We start from the raw sequence: 15858 nt of genomic DNA, 5'->3' as shown, positions 1-15858 counted from the left end.
GCCCGGGTTCCTTTCCGTCATCGATTTCCAGGGAGTTCCACATGAGCGACGACTACAGCGAAAAGTACAACCGCATTCAGCATTCCAGCTCCGGCATTACCCTGCAGGACGAAGGGACGCACTTCGAGGCCCTGGCCCTGCCCTCCAGCCAGACCGACCTGTGGGAGGAGACCGCGCTGGGCGTGGTCGCCGAAGCGGGCGACTATGACGTCCTGCTCTGGGCTGCCGGCTACGCCCTGTTCGGCAATGGCAAGGGCATCTGGGGGCCGGGCGCGTCCGCCGAACGGGAAATCCAGCTGATCGCCGTGCCCAAATCGTCACGCGGGCGCATCAGCGACAACCACTTCGTCCGGGTTGGCTGGACACCCGGCGAACGACTGCAGGGCGAGCAGTTCTCGGTCAGCAGCAGCGACGACGCCGTGACCTGGGACTTCGACGGGCTGAAGTTCATTGCCAGCCCGCCACAATGGCAGCTCCAGGGCAAGGCCGGCGACGCCGAGTTCGATCTGCTCTACACCCAGAAAGGCAGCCCCCTGTGGAACTGGGGGCCGTTCGCCAAGGCGCATGAGAGTGACCGTGCCGGCTACGATGCCTTCGTCGACGTCCAGGGACGCATCCAGACCAGCGCCTATACCCTCGATATCACCAAGGGCTACGGGGTGCGCGAGCACATCCTCACCGGCCAGTCCAATGACCCGGTGCGCAACCTGCCCGCGCCGAACTGGATGTGGTGGCTTTACTCGATCAAGGACGACGTCAAGATCAACTTCTTCCAGCCGCGGGACGGGATGCTGCTGGGCTTCGTCAAATATGGCGAGGACCAGCAGGTCAACATCAACCCCGCCACCGGCAACGGGACCCTGCGTTTCGAGGTCACGCAGAAGTGGGAAGACCCGCGCACGGGCATGAACATGCCGGTCAAATGGCACCTGGGCATGGCCAACGGCGACACCTGCGCGGACGTGAAGGTCGCGGCCCATGGCCGGGCCTACAGTTTCTGGCCCACCTCGACCGGCACGCGCATGTACTGCTACCTGCTGTCGACGATGAGCGGAACGGTGAAGCTACCCGACGGTCGCACGCTGGAGCTGGATAACCACCTGACCGTGAACTCGTTCTGCCGCACCGTGCTTACGGCCAATGAGACCAGTATGGGGCCGGTATTCAGCCGGGACTGATACGGGGTTGGGATACGCTGGTAACGGAAAGCCCTCCATCTGGAGGGCTTTTTTTGTGGCTCTTGTTCGCGTCAAGGGGGCCGGGGGCCCACCTCACCGCTCCCTGCGCTGCCTGACATCGATACCCAGCGCCGCAAGCTCCCCGGCCGTCAGCTCGGCCTGGGCCTGAACATGGGAAGTGGCCATGGCCGCCACACGCCTGCCGGCCTTCGCAGGCACTGCCGCCCTGCCCTTGCCCTTGCCAGCCCCACCAAGATCGCGCAGGAGGAAATAAGACAAGGCGGGAATCAGGATCAGCGCACCGACCATGTTGCCCAGGAACATGAAGGTCAGCAGGATGCCCATGTCGGCCTGGAACTTGATGGGCGACCAGACCCAGGTGACCACGCCGGCCGCCAAAGTCATGCCCACCAGGGCCACCACCCGCCCGGTAAAGCGCAAGGCGTAGCGGTAGGCGTCGGCCAGGCTGTGACCGGCCTTCTGTTGCTGCAGCTGCACGCTCACCAGGTACAGGGCGTAGTCCACGCCGATGCCCACGCCCAGGGTGATGGCCGGCAGGGTCGCGACCTTCATGCCGATCCCCAGCGCCACCATCAGCGCCTCGCACAACACGGTGCTGATGAACAGCGGCAGCACCGCGATGAAGGTCGCCCGCCAGTTGCGGAAGACGACGAAGCAGAGCAGCGTCACGGCGCCGTAGAGGGCCAGGAGCATCTTGCCGTTGGCGGTCTTGACGACGATGTTGGTGACCGCCTCGATCCCGGCACTGCCCGCCGCCAGGAGGAAGTGGCGGTTGTCGTCGTCATGGGCGCGGGCAAAGGCCTCGACGGCCGCCACCACCCGCTCCAGGGTGTCGGCCTTGTGGTCCTGCAGGTAGGCGACCACCGGTGTCACCGAACAGGTGCGGTCCACCAGTTCCGCCTTGTCGACCTGCACCTGTTCGATCGCCGAGTTGAGGTTGCTGGCATTCCTGGGGATCGACATCCATTTCGGGCTGCCTTCGTTCTGCCCGGCGAACACCATGCGCACCGAGTCGGCGGCCGAGACCGTCATCTGCACCCCCGGCACCTGGCGCAGCAGGTTGCTCAGGCGATCGGCCTCGACCAGGGAAGGATAGGCCAGGCAGCCGCCCTCGCGGGTCTTCATCATCACCACGAACAGGTCGCTGGACAGCGCGTAGTGACCGGTGAGGTAGGCGACATCGCGGTTGTAGCGCGAGTCGCTGCGCAGCTCCGGGGCACCGGCGTCGAGATCGCCGATCTTCACATGGGTGCTGGCCAGCACGCCGCCCAGGGTGATGACCGCCGCCACCAGCAGCGCCACAGTGGCCCGGCCGCGACCGATGAAGCTGGCGAAGAAGGCCCAGATAGGCCCGGCCGCCTCGCCCCGTTCCTCGGCGATGCTGCGCCGGGCGGCCCGGGCACTGACGCCGACGTAGGACAGCGAGACCGGTACCAGCACCAGGATGGTGAAGATCAGGATGCCGACGCCGATGGACATGCTCACGGCCATTTCCTTGATGACCGGAATGTCGATGATGATCAGCACCGCGAAGCCCACCACGTTGGCCAGCAAGGCGGTGATACCGGCGCGGAACAGACGGCGGAAGGTGTAGCGGGCAGCGACGTACTTGTGCGTGCCGCGCCCGACGTCCTGCATGATCCCGTTCATCTTCTGCGCGCCGTGGGACAGGCCGATGGCGAAGATCAGGAACGGCACCAGGATCAGGTAAGGGTCCAGGACGTAGCCGATCAGGCGCAGGATGCCCAGCAGCCAGATCACCCCGAGCGTCGCGTAGAACACCAGCAGCAGCGTGCTGCGCAGGCAACGGGTGTAGAGGAAGACGAACAGCGCGGCGATGACGGCCGCGATGGCGAAGAACTCGGCGACCTGCCACAGGCCGTCGATCAGGTCGCCCACCAGCTTGGCGAAGCCGACGATATGGATCTTGATCTTCGGCGTTTCCAGGGCGCGGATGGTGCTTTCCAGTTGATGGGAGAAGGCCCGGTAATCCAGGGGCTCCCCGGTGTCCTGGTTGCTGTCCATCAGTGGCACGACGACCAGGCTGGACTTGAAGTCCGAGGCGACGAAGTTGCCGACGATGCCGGCCTGGAGAATGTTGTTGCGCAGCGCCTCCATCGCCGCCGGCGAGCCATCGAACGGATCGGGCATCACCGGCCCGCCGCGATAGCCCTCCTCGGTGACCTCGGTCCAGCGCAGGCTGGAGGTCCACAGGCTGCGCAGCGCCGAGCGGTCGACGCCGGGCATGAGGAACAGGGCGTCGTTGGCCTTCTGCAGCACCTCCAGCGCGTCCTTGTCGAAGATGCTGCCCTGGGTGTTTTCCACCACCACCCGCACCGCGTTGCCCATGCCGCGCAGGGCGTCCTTGTTGGCGAAGTAGTTCTGAATGTAGGGATGGGACTGCGGAATCATCTTCTCGAAGCTGGCGTTGACCGGCAGCCTGGCGGCTTGCCAGGCCCAGAAGAAGGTGCTCGCCAGGCAGACGAGGAGGATCGCCAGGCGATGGTTGAAAATGAAGCGCTCGAGCCAGATGCCGCTGTTTCGATCAAAGTCCCTGGGATCGCGAATGACCTGCATGTCACGCTGTTCACCGGCTGGAATAGCCATAAATGTCTTCTCGATTATTGTTGTTCAGCCGACATCGCGCGGCGCCGCCGCGCTCGCTGCCGTTACCGCGCCGGAGCGACCTGCACGCCCGCCATGCCGACGATCGCCACCCGCGTGCCCGCCACCGGGCTGAGGCCGGCGAACAGGTACGGGGTCACCGCGCCGAGGGGCGTGAAGCTCCTGCCCTGGTCTGCGCTGCGCAGCACGGCTCCGGCCTGGCTGGCCAGCAGCACGTCACCGTTGTCCTCCATTGCCCCGGCGACCAGCCCGGCGCCATGCCCGGTGTCGACCCGCGCCCACGACTGGCCACCATCCGTGGAGCGGTAGGCCGTGCCCCTGAGCCCATGGGCGAGGAGAAACCGGGCGTTGCCGACCAGGCCGAAGAAGCTCCCGGCGTAGCCGGTGGCGAGGGCCACGAAACGTTGCTGCGCCCGGTCCAGCTTGAACACCGTGCCTTGCTCGCTGGCGATGTACAGCTCGCCACCGATGCCGATGACCGCGTTGAGATGGAAACTGTTGGGGTTGTCGATCTTCTCGATCCAGGACACCCAGCTCTTGCCGCCGTCGGTGGTCGCCAGCAGGGTGCCGAACGCCCCGACGGCATAGCCGTCCCGTTCGTTGTCGAACCAGACGCCGAGGAAAGGCAGCTCGGGACCGTTGCCGAAATTCAGGTTGACCAGTTCCAGGTACTGGCTGGCGCGCTCGTCGCCGGCGTCCGCCAGCGCCTGGAAATGCGCGGTCAGCTGGCCCAGCAACTGGCGGCCGTCGAGTTGCTTGCTCCAGCTTTCGCCACCATCGGCGCTGTGCAGGATCACCCCGTCATGGCCTGCGGCCCAGCCCTGCAACGCGGACGGAAACTGCACGCTGACCAGGTCGGAACTGACCGGCACCCTGGCCTGGCGCCACTGCTGCCCAGCGTCGTCGGAGAGCAGGATGACGCCGCGGGCGCCCACGGCCACCAGCCGGTCGCCCGCCTGGGTGATGGCGGTCAGTTGCGAACGGGCCGCGAGCGGGGATGCTTCAGCGGGGGCGTCGATCGGATCGACATAGGGTTGCGCCACGACCGTCGCCAGCGGCAGCAGGGCCGCCAGCGCCATGGCGGTCAGGGTAATGCGCGACATGTACACCTCCTCACCTGTGGAGCGAAGGGGCAGGCGCCCGCGAGCCTCCAGGCGGAGACCCGGCGGGCCCCGCCATGCCTTAGCGAATGCCCGAGCCGGCCATCGCCGACGGCGACAGGAGGTTCGGCGAGAACGGCGGGACCGCGAACCAGCCGCTGCGGGTTTCGAACGGCAGCGAGGCCAGCGCGTAGCTGCGCTTGGAATGGTCGTACACCAGCACGCCTTCGCTGCGCATCATCGGCACGTCGTCATAGCCGACGAACAGCACGAAGTTCTGCGAATGGTGCAGCTTGCCGGCGGCGTCGTACGAGTTGTACATCGTCATGTTCCAGCTGTCTTCGTCGAAGTAGAAGCGCTTGGTCGGGTTGGTATGGCGCTGCCCGGCCTTGAGCTTGGCTTCCACCACCCAGACCCGGTGCAGTTCCCAGCGCACATGATCGGGGTTGACGAAGCCCGGCTTCACCAGCTCGTCCAGCTTCGCCGAGGCGGTGCGCCAAGTGTTGTAGGGCACGAACATTTCCTGCTTGCCGACCAGCTTGAAATCGAAGCGGTCCTGCTTGCCATCGAAGCCGGTGATCTCGTCGAAGGTGATGAGCCCGCCGTATTGCGCCGACACCGTGTCGTACTTGAACTCCGGCGCCAGGCGCACGCGCCGCTGGCCGGGCGAATAGGACCAGGCGCTGTCGCTCTTGCTGTCCAGGCGCAGGGGGGTGTAGCGCAGGTCCTTGGAACCGGACTTGGCGGCCGGGGCCTTGTTGTTGTTGAGCAGGCGGTTGGCGTATTCGGAGCTGGTCTTCGAGGAATCCCAGTACTCGTGCTCGTAGTACACGGTCGAATCGGTGACCAGGGTCTTCTCGCCGGCGCTGTCGATCAGGTAGGTGGCGAAGTTGCCGGATTCATAGGGCCTGAAGAAGCGCACGACGAAGTTCCACATGGCTTCGTTGCCGGTCCTGGGAATGGGAAACGGCACTTGCGCATGGGCATCGGCCAGCCCGGTGCCCTCGCCTTCGAGGCGCGGCTTGCCGATGTTGTTGACGGTGTTGTCGTGGGCGAACCGGGGCAGTGGCGGTGCGCTGCGGTGCGTGGGGTAGATGTCCAGCCGGTAGTCCGGGTATTGGCTCAGGAGCGCCTTGTTGCCGTCGTCCAGCTTGTCGGCGTATTGCGCCATGTTCTTCGCGGTGATGGAGAACAGCGGCTTGTCGGCGGCATACGGATCGACGTAGGGGAAGCCGCCGCCCGCCTGCCTGGGCGAGTAGCCGGCCGGCGGCTTGGTCAGCGCCTTGGCCGGGTCATAGGCCGGAATGCTGCCATCGGCGTTGCCGGCGATGGTCGCGCCGAACTCGGTCAGCGTGCTGCCGATCTGCCGGGCATCGTCGGCGCTGGCGGCAAAACCCTGTGCCGCCACGGCATAGGAAACGGCAATGGAAAGCAGGTATTTCTTGTAGTTCATTGTTTTCACCCTGGCATTCATGCGATTTGGGATAACTCAGAAGGCGGTCTTCAGGCTCAACGACAACCAACCGTGGTCGTTCTGCCACCAGGTGCCACCGCCAGTGACCCCCTGGCCGCCAGTCGCGCCGGTGGTGTTGTGGTTCGGCGACCAGCTGTCGTTCCAGGCCAGCTTCACGGTGTGGGTCTGGTAGATGTCCGCCTGCACGCCGAACGAATAGCTGACCTGCCCTTCGGCACCGATCAGGCCGCCGGTGGCGGCGTTGCCCTGTACGCCCCAGGAGAGGAACACCGGCGCGCTGAAGTCGACGCCCGGCAGGACCTGGAGCCAGCGCGGCGTGAAGTTGGTGGAGAGGACCGTGGAATTGCGCGTCGCACACCCCCAGGACCCGTCGCCCGAGCCCGGCACGCCGCTGCTGTCGGCGCACAGCGGCGAGTTGCCGTTCTTGATGGGGAAGTTGTTGCCGCCCAGGGGCGTGAAGGTGCCGCCCATGCTCATGCCGAACGCCGGGTCGTAGGTGACCTTGTCCAGATGCTGGAAGGCCAGCTCCGCGGCGATCTCGCCCGCGTCCCAGAATGCCGTCTGCGGCAGCAGCTTCACCGCATTGAGAACGATGCCGTAGACATCGCCACGGGGTGCGTTTTGCGAGTCGAAGCCGATCACTGCCGGCCCGGCCTGCTGCAGGCGCCCGGTGATGGTGGTGTAGAGCTGGGCATTCTTGCGGTAGGTCAGTTCCAGACCCCAGTTGACGCTGGCGATGTTCTGCTCCATGGCGAAGCCGAACAGCTGGTTCCTGCGCGGGTTGTAGACCCGGTCGAGCAGGCCGTCCTCGGCCACGGCGAAGGGGTTGGGGGTTTTCTCGCGGAATTCGCGGTACACCAGGCTCATGTTGCCGCCGTCCATGAAATCGGGTTGCCATTTGGCCATGACGCCCCAGTCATGCTGCCCGCTGCCGGGCTTGTTGCGGGTCTGGCCGATGGCCGGGCCATCCGCGCCGTAGAAGGCTGGCGCGGCATATTCGAAGAAGGTGCCGCCTTCGGGGTAGCGATCGCGGCGCCATTCCAGGGAATACTGCCAGGCCAGGGAGAACTGCGGATTGAGCTGCACGGTGCCGGTGAACTGGGTCTGCGGCAGGAACAGTTCCTTGGCTTCGAGGCCCGGGCTGTAGGCGGCCTTCTGCAGGTCCAGGGCCGCCTGGCTGTAGGCGATGGAAGCTTGCTTGGACTGCGGGAACAGCGAGTTGCCCCAGTAGATGTTGTGCCGCCCGAACTTCAGCGAGGTGGTCGTGGCGCCGACATCGAAGGTGCCGAAGACGAAGGCGTCGAGCAGCTCGGCGTAGGGTCCGCTGGTGTAGTTGCGGGTGTAGTCGGAAAACTTGCCGTTCTTGAAGAACGTCTGGGAGATGGCGTTGCCCGTGGTCGGATCGTCCACGCCACCATCATAGGTGGGGTCGTACCAGGCCGCAGCGCTGGCGCGCAAGCCGTAGTTGTCGTGGAAGATAAGGTCGAACTCGGACAGCACGTCGAGCCGGTTGACCACGACGTCACCCTTGTCGAAGCGGTTGTTGCCCAGCGCCACGCTGTTGTTGTTCGGATCGGCCGTGCCCCCCGGGCCCATCTTCAGGCGAGCGTCGGTGTGCTCCCCGCGAATGCCCATGTTGTAGCGCACGGTGGTGTCCAGGCGGCTCTGGATATCGGGGTTGCCGAAGTCCAGGTTGACCGCCTGGGCGTTGCCCGCGACGGCGGCGACCGCGACGGCCAGCAAGGAAGCCTGGACGTGCAAGCGCCCGGGCGAGGTGAAACGAGGCTGAGGAAAGCGATGCATCATTATTGTTGTTCTCCATCTCTTGAGCCAGACCGGTCAAAGCCCTGGAGCGCCTCACGGCAGCAGCTGCGCAGGTCTTGCCGGGCGTTGCGAACACCAGGTTCGAACCTCAGTCGCCCAGTTCAAATGAACGACGTTCACATATTTGTATACACTACAAATCTTGTCAATCACCGATCACGCCGCAGGGCTGCAGCTAGCGCTCGTACAGAATGCTTTCACTGACCTCGCGCCAGTCGTCCAGCTGTTCGCTGGTGGTCTGCAGTACCGACTTGAAGGCATTCCAGGCGCTGGGGTGAATCGGCAGGTGCAAGGGCGCGCGCTCGGCATCGACGGCGGCGATGATCGCCAGCGCAGCCTTGTCCGGATCGCCATCCTGGCGCCCGTCCATCTTCGCCAGGCCGCCGCGCACGGCACCGGCGGTCTGCTGGTAATCCTCGATGACCCGGGCGGAGCGGACGATGGCATTGCCCGAGGCCCAGCGCGTGCGCAGCGCGCCCGGTTCGACGTTGGTGACGCGGATGCCCAGCTCGCCCGCCTCTGCCGCCAGCGCCGCGCCCAGGCCTTCGAGGGCGAACTTCGAGGCGCTGTAGATCGGCATGCCGGGAATGCCCATGAACCCGGCCATCGAGGTGATGTTCACCACATGGCCCCAGCGCTGGGCACGCATGCCCGGCAACACCGCCTGGGTTGCCGCCAGGGCGCCGAAGAAGTTGGTTTCCATCTGCTCGCGCGCCTCGTGCTCGCTGACTTCCTCCAGCGCGCCCGCGAGCCCGTATCCGGCATTGTTCACCAGCACATCGATGCCACCCAGGCGTCGCGCGGCCTCGCCGACCGTCTCCAGGACACCGGCGAAATCGCGCAGGTCCAGCACCAGGGCGTGCGCACGACCTGGCGCCAGGGCCTCGAAATCAGCGGTCTGCTCAGGCTTGCGCAACGTGCCGACGACAGTGTCGCCACGGGCCAGGACGGCCTTGGCAAGCGCCTCGCCCAGACCGCTGGACACACCGGTGATCAACCATTTCCGCAGCGCAGCAGGCATTGGGTAGCTCCTTTTTCTTATAGGGGATGAACGCGATTAGCGGTCGCCAACATACACATAAAGGAACGATATTCACAATACCGCCAATCAAAAGCATGGACACATAAAGAAACGTCGTTCAATAATCCGCACTCAATAACAACAATGCGCACGCCGTCCCGACGCCAGGACCGATGCGCGCGGACCCTCGAACACAGGCATCCACACCATGCGTTCTCTCTCGATCAGAACCAAACTCGCCATCACCGCCCTCTTCTCCTCGCTGATGCTGTTGCTGGTGGGAGCAAGCGGCTGGCATGGCGTCCAGCAACTGGGCCGGCAGCTGGACCTGCTCGGCAATCAGCGCGCCCCGGCGGTGGAACACTTGCTGAGCCTGCGCTTGGGCCAGCTGACCACGGTGAACGCCACCCGCGAGATGATTTCCTGGAACCTCGATCCGTTCGAGAACATCGTCGACAAGACGCCCATTCTCGAAGAGGCGCGGGACTTCTACACCTCGGTCGGCGAGGACAAACAACGCTCCGAAGCCCGCACCCAAGCGGCCTTCGACGCCTACTCGGCGCTGCCCAAGAGCGCCGAGGAAGACGCCGCCTGGCAGGAGTTGCAGCAGGAATGGTCGAACTTTCTCGATACCAACAGCCAGATCAACGCGGTGCTCGAACAACTGCGCGAGACCCACGACTGGGGACGCCTGCGCCAGGGCATGAGCCAGATCATCGGCCTTGACCGCACGTCCCAGGGGGCGCTCAACACCCTCGGCGGGCAGCTCGATCGGCTGATCGAGATGAACAAGGTCGCCGCGGCGCAGGCGAGGCTGCAAGGCATCGAGCAGCAGCAGCGCGCGCAATGGCTGATCGCCGGTATCTTCTGCCTGGCCCTGGCCGGCCTGCTGGTGTCGGCCTGGCTGATCGCCCGGGGCATCGTCGGGGCACTCCAGGAAATGCGCCAGACCATCGTCGCCGTCGCCCGCGACAACGACTTCACCCTGCGCGCCGGGGTGCGCGGCCACGACGAAGTCGGCCAGACCACCGCGGCCTTCAACAGCCTGCTGGACAAGCTCCAGCAGGCCCTGGGCAGCGTCCTGCGCAATGCCGAACAGCTCGGTGAAATGGCCGAGCACGCCCGCCAGGCGTCGCAGCGAGTCCACGACTCGTCGATCAACCAGAACGAAGCGGCCACGGTCATCGCCGCCGCAATCGAGCAGATGAGCGCCAGCATCGGCCATATCAGCAGCAACACCGACGATGCCCGGGAGCGCGCGCACGACGCCGGTGACAGCGCCGCCCAGGGCACCCGGATCATTGCCCGCAACAACGATGAAATGGACGCGATTTCCACCACCGTGGAAAGCGCCCAGGGCTTGATCGAGGCCCTGGGCGAGCACTCCAACCGCATCTCCCTGGTCATGCAGGTGATCAAGGAAGTGGCCGAGCAAACCAACCTGCTGGCGCTCAATGCCGCCATCGAGGCCGCCCGTGCCGGTGACCTGGGGCGCGGTTTCGCGGTGGTGGCCGACGAAGTCCGGCAACTGGCCGCCCGGACCAGCGGTTCCTCGGAAGAAATCGCCGGCCGGGTCACGGCCATGCAGACCGCCGCCGCCGATGCCATGGCCGGCATGCACCGCGTCAGCGCCCAGGTCGGCAACGGCAAGGCCCTTTCCGGACAGGCCTCCGAGCGCATGGACACGATCCGCAGCACCTCGTTGCAGGTGGCAGAGGCCGTCGGCCTGATCGCCACCGCGATCAGCCAGCAGAATGCGGCGGCGCAGGACATGGCGCAGCGCATCGAGACCGTGGCGAACATGAGCGAAACCAACCGCGCGGCCGCAGAGCAGACGTCGGGTGTCTCCACCGACCTGAGCTCGCTCGCGCAACGCCTGCGCGAAGAAGTCGGGCAGTTCCGGATCTGACCCCAGGACACACGAACGGCGGGAGCAGCACATGATCGACTCCGACGAGTTTCCCCAGGTGGCACCGAACCCGGCGTATGGCGCCGGCTGCTTCCGCCGGCGCATTCGCCTGCAGGGCAGCCCGGGTGCGGTCGAGGTGGACATGGAGGATGACTACCATGCCTTTCGCCTGCGCATCGAGCATGACGGCCGCCACTTGCAGGCCGTCAGCGCCCGTAGCCTGCGGGTGCCCACCGACGCCTGCCCGGAAGCCCCGGCGCTGCTGCAGGCCTTCCTCGGGATCGGGATCGGCTGCGATCGCCGGCGCTTTCGCGGCCACGCCAATCCGCGCCTGCACTGCACGCACCTGCATGACCTGCTCTGGCTGGCCCTGAACCATGCCTGTCGCGGCACGACCACGCGCCAATACGATGTCGAGATCGGCGATGCCCAGGCCGGCGTCAGCCAGCTCGTCGTCCGGCTCGATGGCCAGCCGCTGCTGCACTGGGCGGGACGCGACTCGGTGCTGGTCGCCCCGGCCGAATACCAGGGGCACCCGCTTGGCGAGGGATTCTCCCGCTGGGTGGCCGAGGTCCTGGTGGGGGATGCCCTGGAGGGCGCCTATGTCCTGCAGATCTGTGCGCTGATCGCGACCGCGCGGCGCTTCGATGTCGACCAGTTGCGCAGCCTGCGCCGCGATCCGGTCAAGGCATTGCGCGGCGCCTGCCATGCCTTCCAGCCGGAAGCGGCAGCCCGCGCCATACCGCGGATCGGCAACACCCGGGACTTCAGCCAGGTGCCGGAAGCGCTGTTGCTGTTCCGTCAATGACAGCGCCGGGGCAGCGAGCCGCCCCGGCACCGGGCTCAGACGATGCCGCGCTCGCGCAGGGCCTGGATGCGCACGCTATCCATCCCCAGCAACTCGCCCAGCACGCTCTCGGTATGCGCACCCTGGACCGGCGGCGCGTCGTAGCGGTCGATGGGCGTGGCCGAGAACTTCACCGGGTTGGCCACCAGCCTGACCTTGCCGTCGGCGGCCAGCGGATGACGGCTTTCCACGCACATGCCGCGGGCCTGGACGTGCGGATCGGCGAACACCTGCTGCAGGTCGTTGATCGGCCCCGCCGGAACCCCCGCCGCATCCAGCGCCGCAAGCAGGTCCTGGAGTTTCCAGGCCGCCACCAGCGGCTCGAAGACCTCGCCCAGGATCCGCCGGTTGACCACCCGCAGGGCAATCTCGGCAAAGCGCTCGTCGGTGGCCAGCTCGGGATGCCCGAGCACCGCGCAGAAGCGTGCGTACTGCTCGTTGTTGCCGGCGACGATCATGATGCCGCCGTCGGCGCACTGGAACATCCGCGACGGCATGCCGCCGTTGCCTTCGGTGCCACGGCGAACCGGAACGTCCCCGGACACCAGGTACTGGCTGGCGTAGTGCGAAGTCGAGGCGATCAGCGCGTCGAGCAGGGCCACGTCGATATGCTGGCCCGGCGCGCCATTGACGTCACGGGCATACAGCGCCGCCTGGATGGCGTAGGCGGCGTACTGGCCGGCGAGGATGTCGGCCAGGCTCGGCCCGGTCTTCATCGGGCCACCGCCGGCCACATCGTCGGGCAGGCCGGTGATGCTCATCAGGCCGCCCATGGCTTGGAAGATCGAGTCATAGCCCGGACGCGGCGAATAGGGCCCGGTCTGGCCGAAACCGGTCAGCGAGCAGTAGACCAGGCGCGGGTTGACCTCGCGCAGGCTGGCGTAATCCAGGCCGTAGCGCTGCAGGTCGCCGACCTTGTAGTTCTCCAGCAGCACGTCGCACTGCGCCACCAGATCGCGGATCAGCGCCTGGCCCTCGGGCTTGGCGATGTCGCAGGTGATCGACTTCTTGTTGCGGTTGGTACTGATATAGAAGGAAGACTCGCGGGTGTCGCGGCCCTCCTCATCCTTGAGGAAGGGCGGACCAAACTGACGGGAATCGTCGCCCTTGCCCGGGCGCTCGACCTTGATCACTTCGGCGCCCAGGTCGGCGAGCATTTGCGCGGCCCAGGGGCCGGCGAGGATGCGGCTCATGTCGAGCACGCGGATGTTATGCAGGGGGCCTTTAGCCATCTTGTTATCTGCTCCTGGACTCAACGGCCGACGAAGCGCGCGGTGCGCTTCTCGATGAAGGATTGCACCCCTTCCTTGGCGTCCTCGGTGTTGTAGAGGAATTTCTGCGTCGACTGGATCTTCGAATACGCCGTCAGCCAGCCCTGCCCCAGGGACAGGCGAGCGTTCTCGCGAGTCGCCTGGACGGCCAGCGGCGCCTGGGCGGCGATCTTCAGCGCGTATTCCATGGCCTTGTCGAATTCGGTGCCGGCGGGTACGACTTCCTGAACGAAGTTCAGACGATACGCTTCTTCGGCGCTGAATTCATCGCCCGTCAGCAGGATCTTCATGGCATTGCCCCACCCGGCGCGCTCGACCATGCGGATGGTCGCCCCGCAACCGGCCATGATCCCGCGCTTGACCTCCAGCTGGGAGAACCGGCAGTTGTCGGCGGCCACCGCGATGTCCGAAGCCAGCATCAGCTCGACGGCGACGGTGAAGCAGATGCCCTGCAGGGCGATCACCACGGGCTTCTTGCGCAGCGGCTCGCGCAGGTTGAACGGGTCGGCTTCGTTGGCGGGGAACAGCGGCTTGCCGGCCTGGCGCAGCGGCACGATCTTCGGCATGTCCAGCCCGGCGGTGAAGTGATCCCCGGCGGCGTAGAGCAGGCCGCAGAACAGCTCCGGCGACTCTTCCAGGCGGGTGAAGGCCTTGGCCAGTTCCTCGAACATCTTCGGCGTGAAGCCATTGCGCTTTTCCGGCCGGTCGACGCAGATCAGCAGGATCTGCCCTTCCTGGCGCGTGGTGACTTGTCCATCCGGATCACGGGTTTCACTCATTCTGAAAGCTCCCTTGGCATCGAGCCAATCGCATATCGGTGGCCCCGTCACCTGGTGCGCAGGTGCAAGAAGCCGATTGACAGCCCAACAGGGCGTATTCAGAATGCTAAACGTCGTTCAAAATATTAACAATAGGCGAAAACGCCAAGGGGTCCACTGAATGCCGTCCAGCGCACAGACTACCTCGCTCCTGCAGGCGACCTCCAGCCGTCCACCGTTGAGCTATCCGTTGTTCCGGGCGGTGTGGTGTGCCGCGCTGACTGCCAATGTGTGCGTGTGGATGCAGAACGTCGCGGCGGCCTGGTTGATGGTCGCGTTCGATCCGGCACCGCTGATGGTGGCCCTGGTGCAGACCGCCATCGCCCTGCCCGCCTTCCTCTTCGGCCTCCCGGCCGGTGTCTACGCCGACCTGCTCGACCGGCGGCGCATGCTGGTCCTGACCCACGCCTGGATGCTGGCGGCCACGGTGGCGCTGTACCTGCTGCAGTTGAGCGACAACCTGGGCCCCCTGAGCCTGCTGGCGCTGACCTTCCTGCTGGGGACCGGCAGCGCGGTCAGCGTGCCGGCGTGGCAAGCCTCGACCTCCGATGCGGTGCCGCGCGAAGTCCTCGGCGCGGCGATCAATCTCAACGCCATCGCCTACAACGCCGCCCGCGCGGTCGGTCCGGCCCTGGCCGGGGCCGTCATCGCCACCCTCGGGGTCAACTGGGTGTTTGCCCTGAACATCGCCCTGTTGCTGCTGGTGCTGCTGATCTTCATCGTGCTCTATCGCCCCGAGGCCCTGCCGCCGGCACCACCTGAACCCTTGCTGTCGGCCATGCGCAGCGGCGTTCGCTATGTCCGCCATGCGCGCCAGTTGCACGCGCAGATGCTCCGGACCCTGGCGTTCATCAGTTGTGCCAGCGGCCTCTGGGCCCTGCTGCCCCTGGTCGGCCACGACGGCATGGCCGGCGGCTACGGGCTGCTGCTCGGCAGCCTGGGCGCGGGTGCCGTGGCCGGTGGCCTGCTGCTCAATCGCCTGCGCCCCTATATCCGTGACTACGGTCGCCTGGCGACCGGCGCCAACCTGGTGTTCGTCGCCGGCATGCTCATCGCCGCCTGGGTGCCCAGCGCCTACCTGGTCAGCCCGGCCCTGGTCCTCGCCGGCGCCGCCTGGATCAGCTTCAACTCCACCACCAGCGCCGCGTTCCAGACCGCCCTGCCGGCCTGGGTCCGGGCGCGGGCGCTGGCCATCTTCATGCTCAGCTTCCAGGGCTCGATGGCCGTGGGTGGCGTGCTCTGGGGCGCTGTCGCCAACGGGCTGGGGGTGTCCTGGACCCTGACGCTGGCCGCGGGACTGATCGTCTTCGGCCTGTTCTGCACCCGCCACCATGCCCTACGCATGGGCAATGAAGCCGAGGTCACGCCGTCGGCGCAACAGTGGGACCTGGATCTGTCCGCCGGCCACGAGCCCGACGCCAAGGACGGGCCGATCGCCGTGCAGATCGTCTACCAGGTCGCCGACGAGCACCGCGACGCGTTCTGCGGCGCGCTGCAACGCCTGGGCAGCACCCGCCGCCGGGATGGCGCCAGCCATTGGCTGCTGTACCGCGACCTGTCCCGCCCCGACCAGTTCAGCGAACGCTTCATCGTCGCCTCCTGGGGCGAACTCCTGCGCCAGCGCGAACGCAGCACCCTCGCCGACCGCGACCAGGAAGACCACATAAGGCAGTTCCTCAAGGCCGATTCGAGCCCCGCGATCTCGCACTTCCTGGTGATCGCGCAAACCGCCTCCACACCGTGATGAATGCCGCCCCTGAAGTGGCAAAG

Annotated in this window: 11 protein-coding genes; 4 read left to right on the top strand and 7 right to left on the bottom strand. The window is 66.2% G+C overall.

What is annotated here, in order from left to right:
- Positions 1-41: 41 nt before the first annotated feature.
- Positions 42-1178: a hypothetical protein gene (locus ACPFMA_RS13120; protein WP_425930446.1), complete on the top strand. Its 1137-nt coding sequence runs from the start codon at positions 42-44 to the stop codon at positions 1176-1178.
- A gap of 93 nt (positions 1179-1271) precedes the next feature.
- Here the strand turns inward: ACPFMA_RS13120 and ACPFMA_RS13115 are convergent, their stop codons facing one another.
- The 5 genes from ACPFMA_RS13115 to ACPFMA_RS13095 all read right to left on the bottom strand — a co-directional run bounded on the left by ACPFMA_RS13115 (position 1272) and on the right by ACPFMA_RS13095 (position 9243).
- Positions 1272-3806: an efflux RND transporter permease subunit gene (locus ACPFMA_RS13115; protein WP_425930445.1), complete on the bottom strand. Its 2535-nt coding sequence runs from the start codon at positions 3804-3806 to the stop codon at positions 1272-1274.
- Positions 3807-3868: 62 nt separating this feature from the next.
- Entirely contained in the window at positions 3869-4927 is a 1059-nt protein-coding gene (locus ACPFMA_RS13110) for a WD40/YVTN/BNR-like repeat-containing protein (RefSeq protein WP_064301389.1), read from the bottom strand.
- A gap of 79 nt (positions 4928-5006) precedes the next feature.
- Positions 5007-6377: a DUF1329 domain-containing protein gene (locus ACPFMA_RS13105; protein ID WP_064301390.1), complete on the bottom strand. Its 1371-nt coding sequence runs from the start codon at positions 6375-6377 to the stop codon at positions 5007-5009.
- A 36-nt stretch (positions 6378-6413) separates the two neighbouring features.
- Positions 6414-8201: a DUF1302 domain-containing protein gene (locus tag ACPFMA_RS13100; protein ID WP_167654019.1), complete on the bottom strand. Its 1788-nt coding sequence runs from the start codon at positions 8199-8201 to the stop codon at positions 6414-6416.
- A 196-nt stretch (positions 8202-8397) separates the two neighbouring features.
- Entirely contained in the window at positions 8398-9243 is an 846-nt protein-coding gene (locus ACPFMA_RS13095) for an oxidoreductase (protein WP_064301392.1), read from the bottom strand.
- A 208-nt stretch (positions 9244-9451) separates the two neighbouring features.
- Between ACPFMA_RS13095 and ACPFMA_RS13090 the strand changes: the two genes are divergently transcribed.
- Together ACPFMA_RS13090 and ACPFMA_RS13085 are read left to right on the top strand one after the other, a co-directional pair.
- Positions 9452-11152 (top strand): HAMP domain-containing methyl-accepting chemotaxis protein, encoded by a 1701-nt coding sequence (locus tag ACPFMA_RS13090; RefSeq protein WP_425930444.1) that lies wholly within the window; start codon positions 9452-9454, stop codon positions 11150-11152.
- 31 nt (positions 11153-11183) lie between these two features.
- A complete protein-coding gene (locus tag ACPFMA_RS13085; protein WP_425930443.1) occupies positions 11184-11960 on the top strand; it encodes a hypothetical protein in 777 nt (258 codons plus the stop codon).
- Positions 11961-11995: 35 nt separating this feature from the next.
- Here ACPFMA_RS13085 and ACPFMA_RS13080 read toward each other — a convergent pair whose 3' ends face one another.
- Together ACPFMA_RS13080 and ACPFMA_RS13075 are read right to left on the bottom strand one after the other, a co-directional pair.
- Entirely contained in the window at positions 11996-13231 is a 1236-nt protein-coding gene (locus ACPFMA_RS13080; RefSeq protein ID WP_425930442.1) for a CaiB/BaiF CoA transferase family protein, read from the bottom strand.
- Positions 13232-13251: 20 nt separating this feature from the next.
- Positions 13252-14049 carry a crotonase/enoyl-CoA hydratase family protein gene (locus ACPFMA_RS13075; protein ID WP_201163891.1) on the bottom strand — a complete coding sequence of 266 codons (798 nt, stop codon included), beginning with the start codon at positions 14047-14049 and terminating at the stop codon, positions 13252-13254.
- A 160-nt stretch (positions 14050-14209) separates the two neighbouring features.
- Between ACPFMA_RS13075 and ACPFMA_RS13070 the strand changes: the two genes are divergently transcribed.
- The gene (locus ACPFMA_RS13070; RefSeq protein ID WP_425930441.1) at positions 14210-15832 is read left to right on the top strand and encodes an MFS transporter; all 1623 of its coding nucleotides are present in this window, start codon (positions 14210-14212) and stop codon (positions 15830-15832) included.
- The last annotated feature ends 26 nt before the right edge of the window (positions 15833-15858 follow it).

It is taken from the genome of Pseudomonas sp. NyZ201, assembly GCF_049860765.1.
In the GTDB taxonomy this organism is placed as follows: Bacteria; Pseudomonadota; Gammaproteobacteria; order Pseudomonadales; family Pseudomonadaceae; genus Aquipseudomonas; species Aquipseudomonas bharatica.
This window is presented reverse-complemented; position numbering and strand designations above follow the sequence as displayed.

Excerpts from the sequence above, each read along its gene's own strand:
- ACPFMA_RS13105 (WP_064301390.1), bottom strand. The coding sequence starts at position 6,377 with ATGAACTACAAGAAATACCTGCTTTCCATTGCCGTTTCCTATGCCGTG.
- ACPFMA_RS13080 (WP_425930442.1), bottom strand. The coding sequence starts at position 13,231 with ATGGCTAAAGGCCCCCTGCATAACATCCGCGTGCTCGACATGAGCCGC.
- ACPFMA_RS13070 (WP_425930441.1), top strand. The coding sequence starts at position 14,210 with ATGCCGTCCAGCGCACAGACTACCTCGCTCCTGCAGGCGACCTCCAGC.
- ACPFMA_RS13075 (WP_201163891.1), bottom strand. The coding sequence starts at position 14,049 with ATGAGTGAAACCCGTGATCCGGATGGACAAGTCACCACGCGCCAGGAA.
- ACPFMA_RS13085 (WP_425930443.1), top strand. The coding sequence starts at position 11,184 with ATGATCGACTCCGACGAGTTTCCCCAGGTGGCACCGAACCCGGCGTAT.
- ACPFMA_RS13100 (WP_167654019.1), bottom strand. The coding sequence starts at position 8,201 with ATGCATCGCTTTCCTCAGCCTCGTTTCACCTCGCCCGGGCGCTTGCAC.
- ACPFMA_RS13115 (WP_425930445.1), bottom strand. The coding sequence starts at position 3,806 with ATGGCTATTCCAGCCGGTGAACAGCGTGACATGCAGGTCATTCGCGAT.
- ACPFMA_RS13095 (WP_064301392.1), bottom strand. The coding sequence starts at position 9,243 with ATGCCTGCTGCGCTGCGGAAATGGTTGATCACCGGTGTGTCCAGCGGT.
- ACPFMA_RS13110 (WP_064301389.1), bottom strand. The coding sequence starts at position 4,927 with ATGTCGCGCATTACCCTGACCGCCATGGCGCTGGCGGCCCTGCTGCCG.
- ACPFMA_RS13090 (WP_425930444.1), top strand. The coding sequence starts at position 9,452 with ATGCGTTCTCTCTCGATCAGAACCAAACTCGCCATCACCGCCCTCTTC.
- ACPFMA_RS13120 (WP_425930446.1), top strand. The coding sequence starts at position 42 with ATGAGCGACGACTACAGCGAAAAGTACAACCGCATTCAGCATTCCAGC.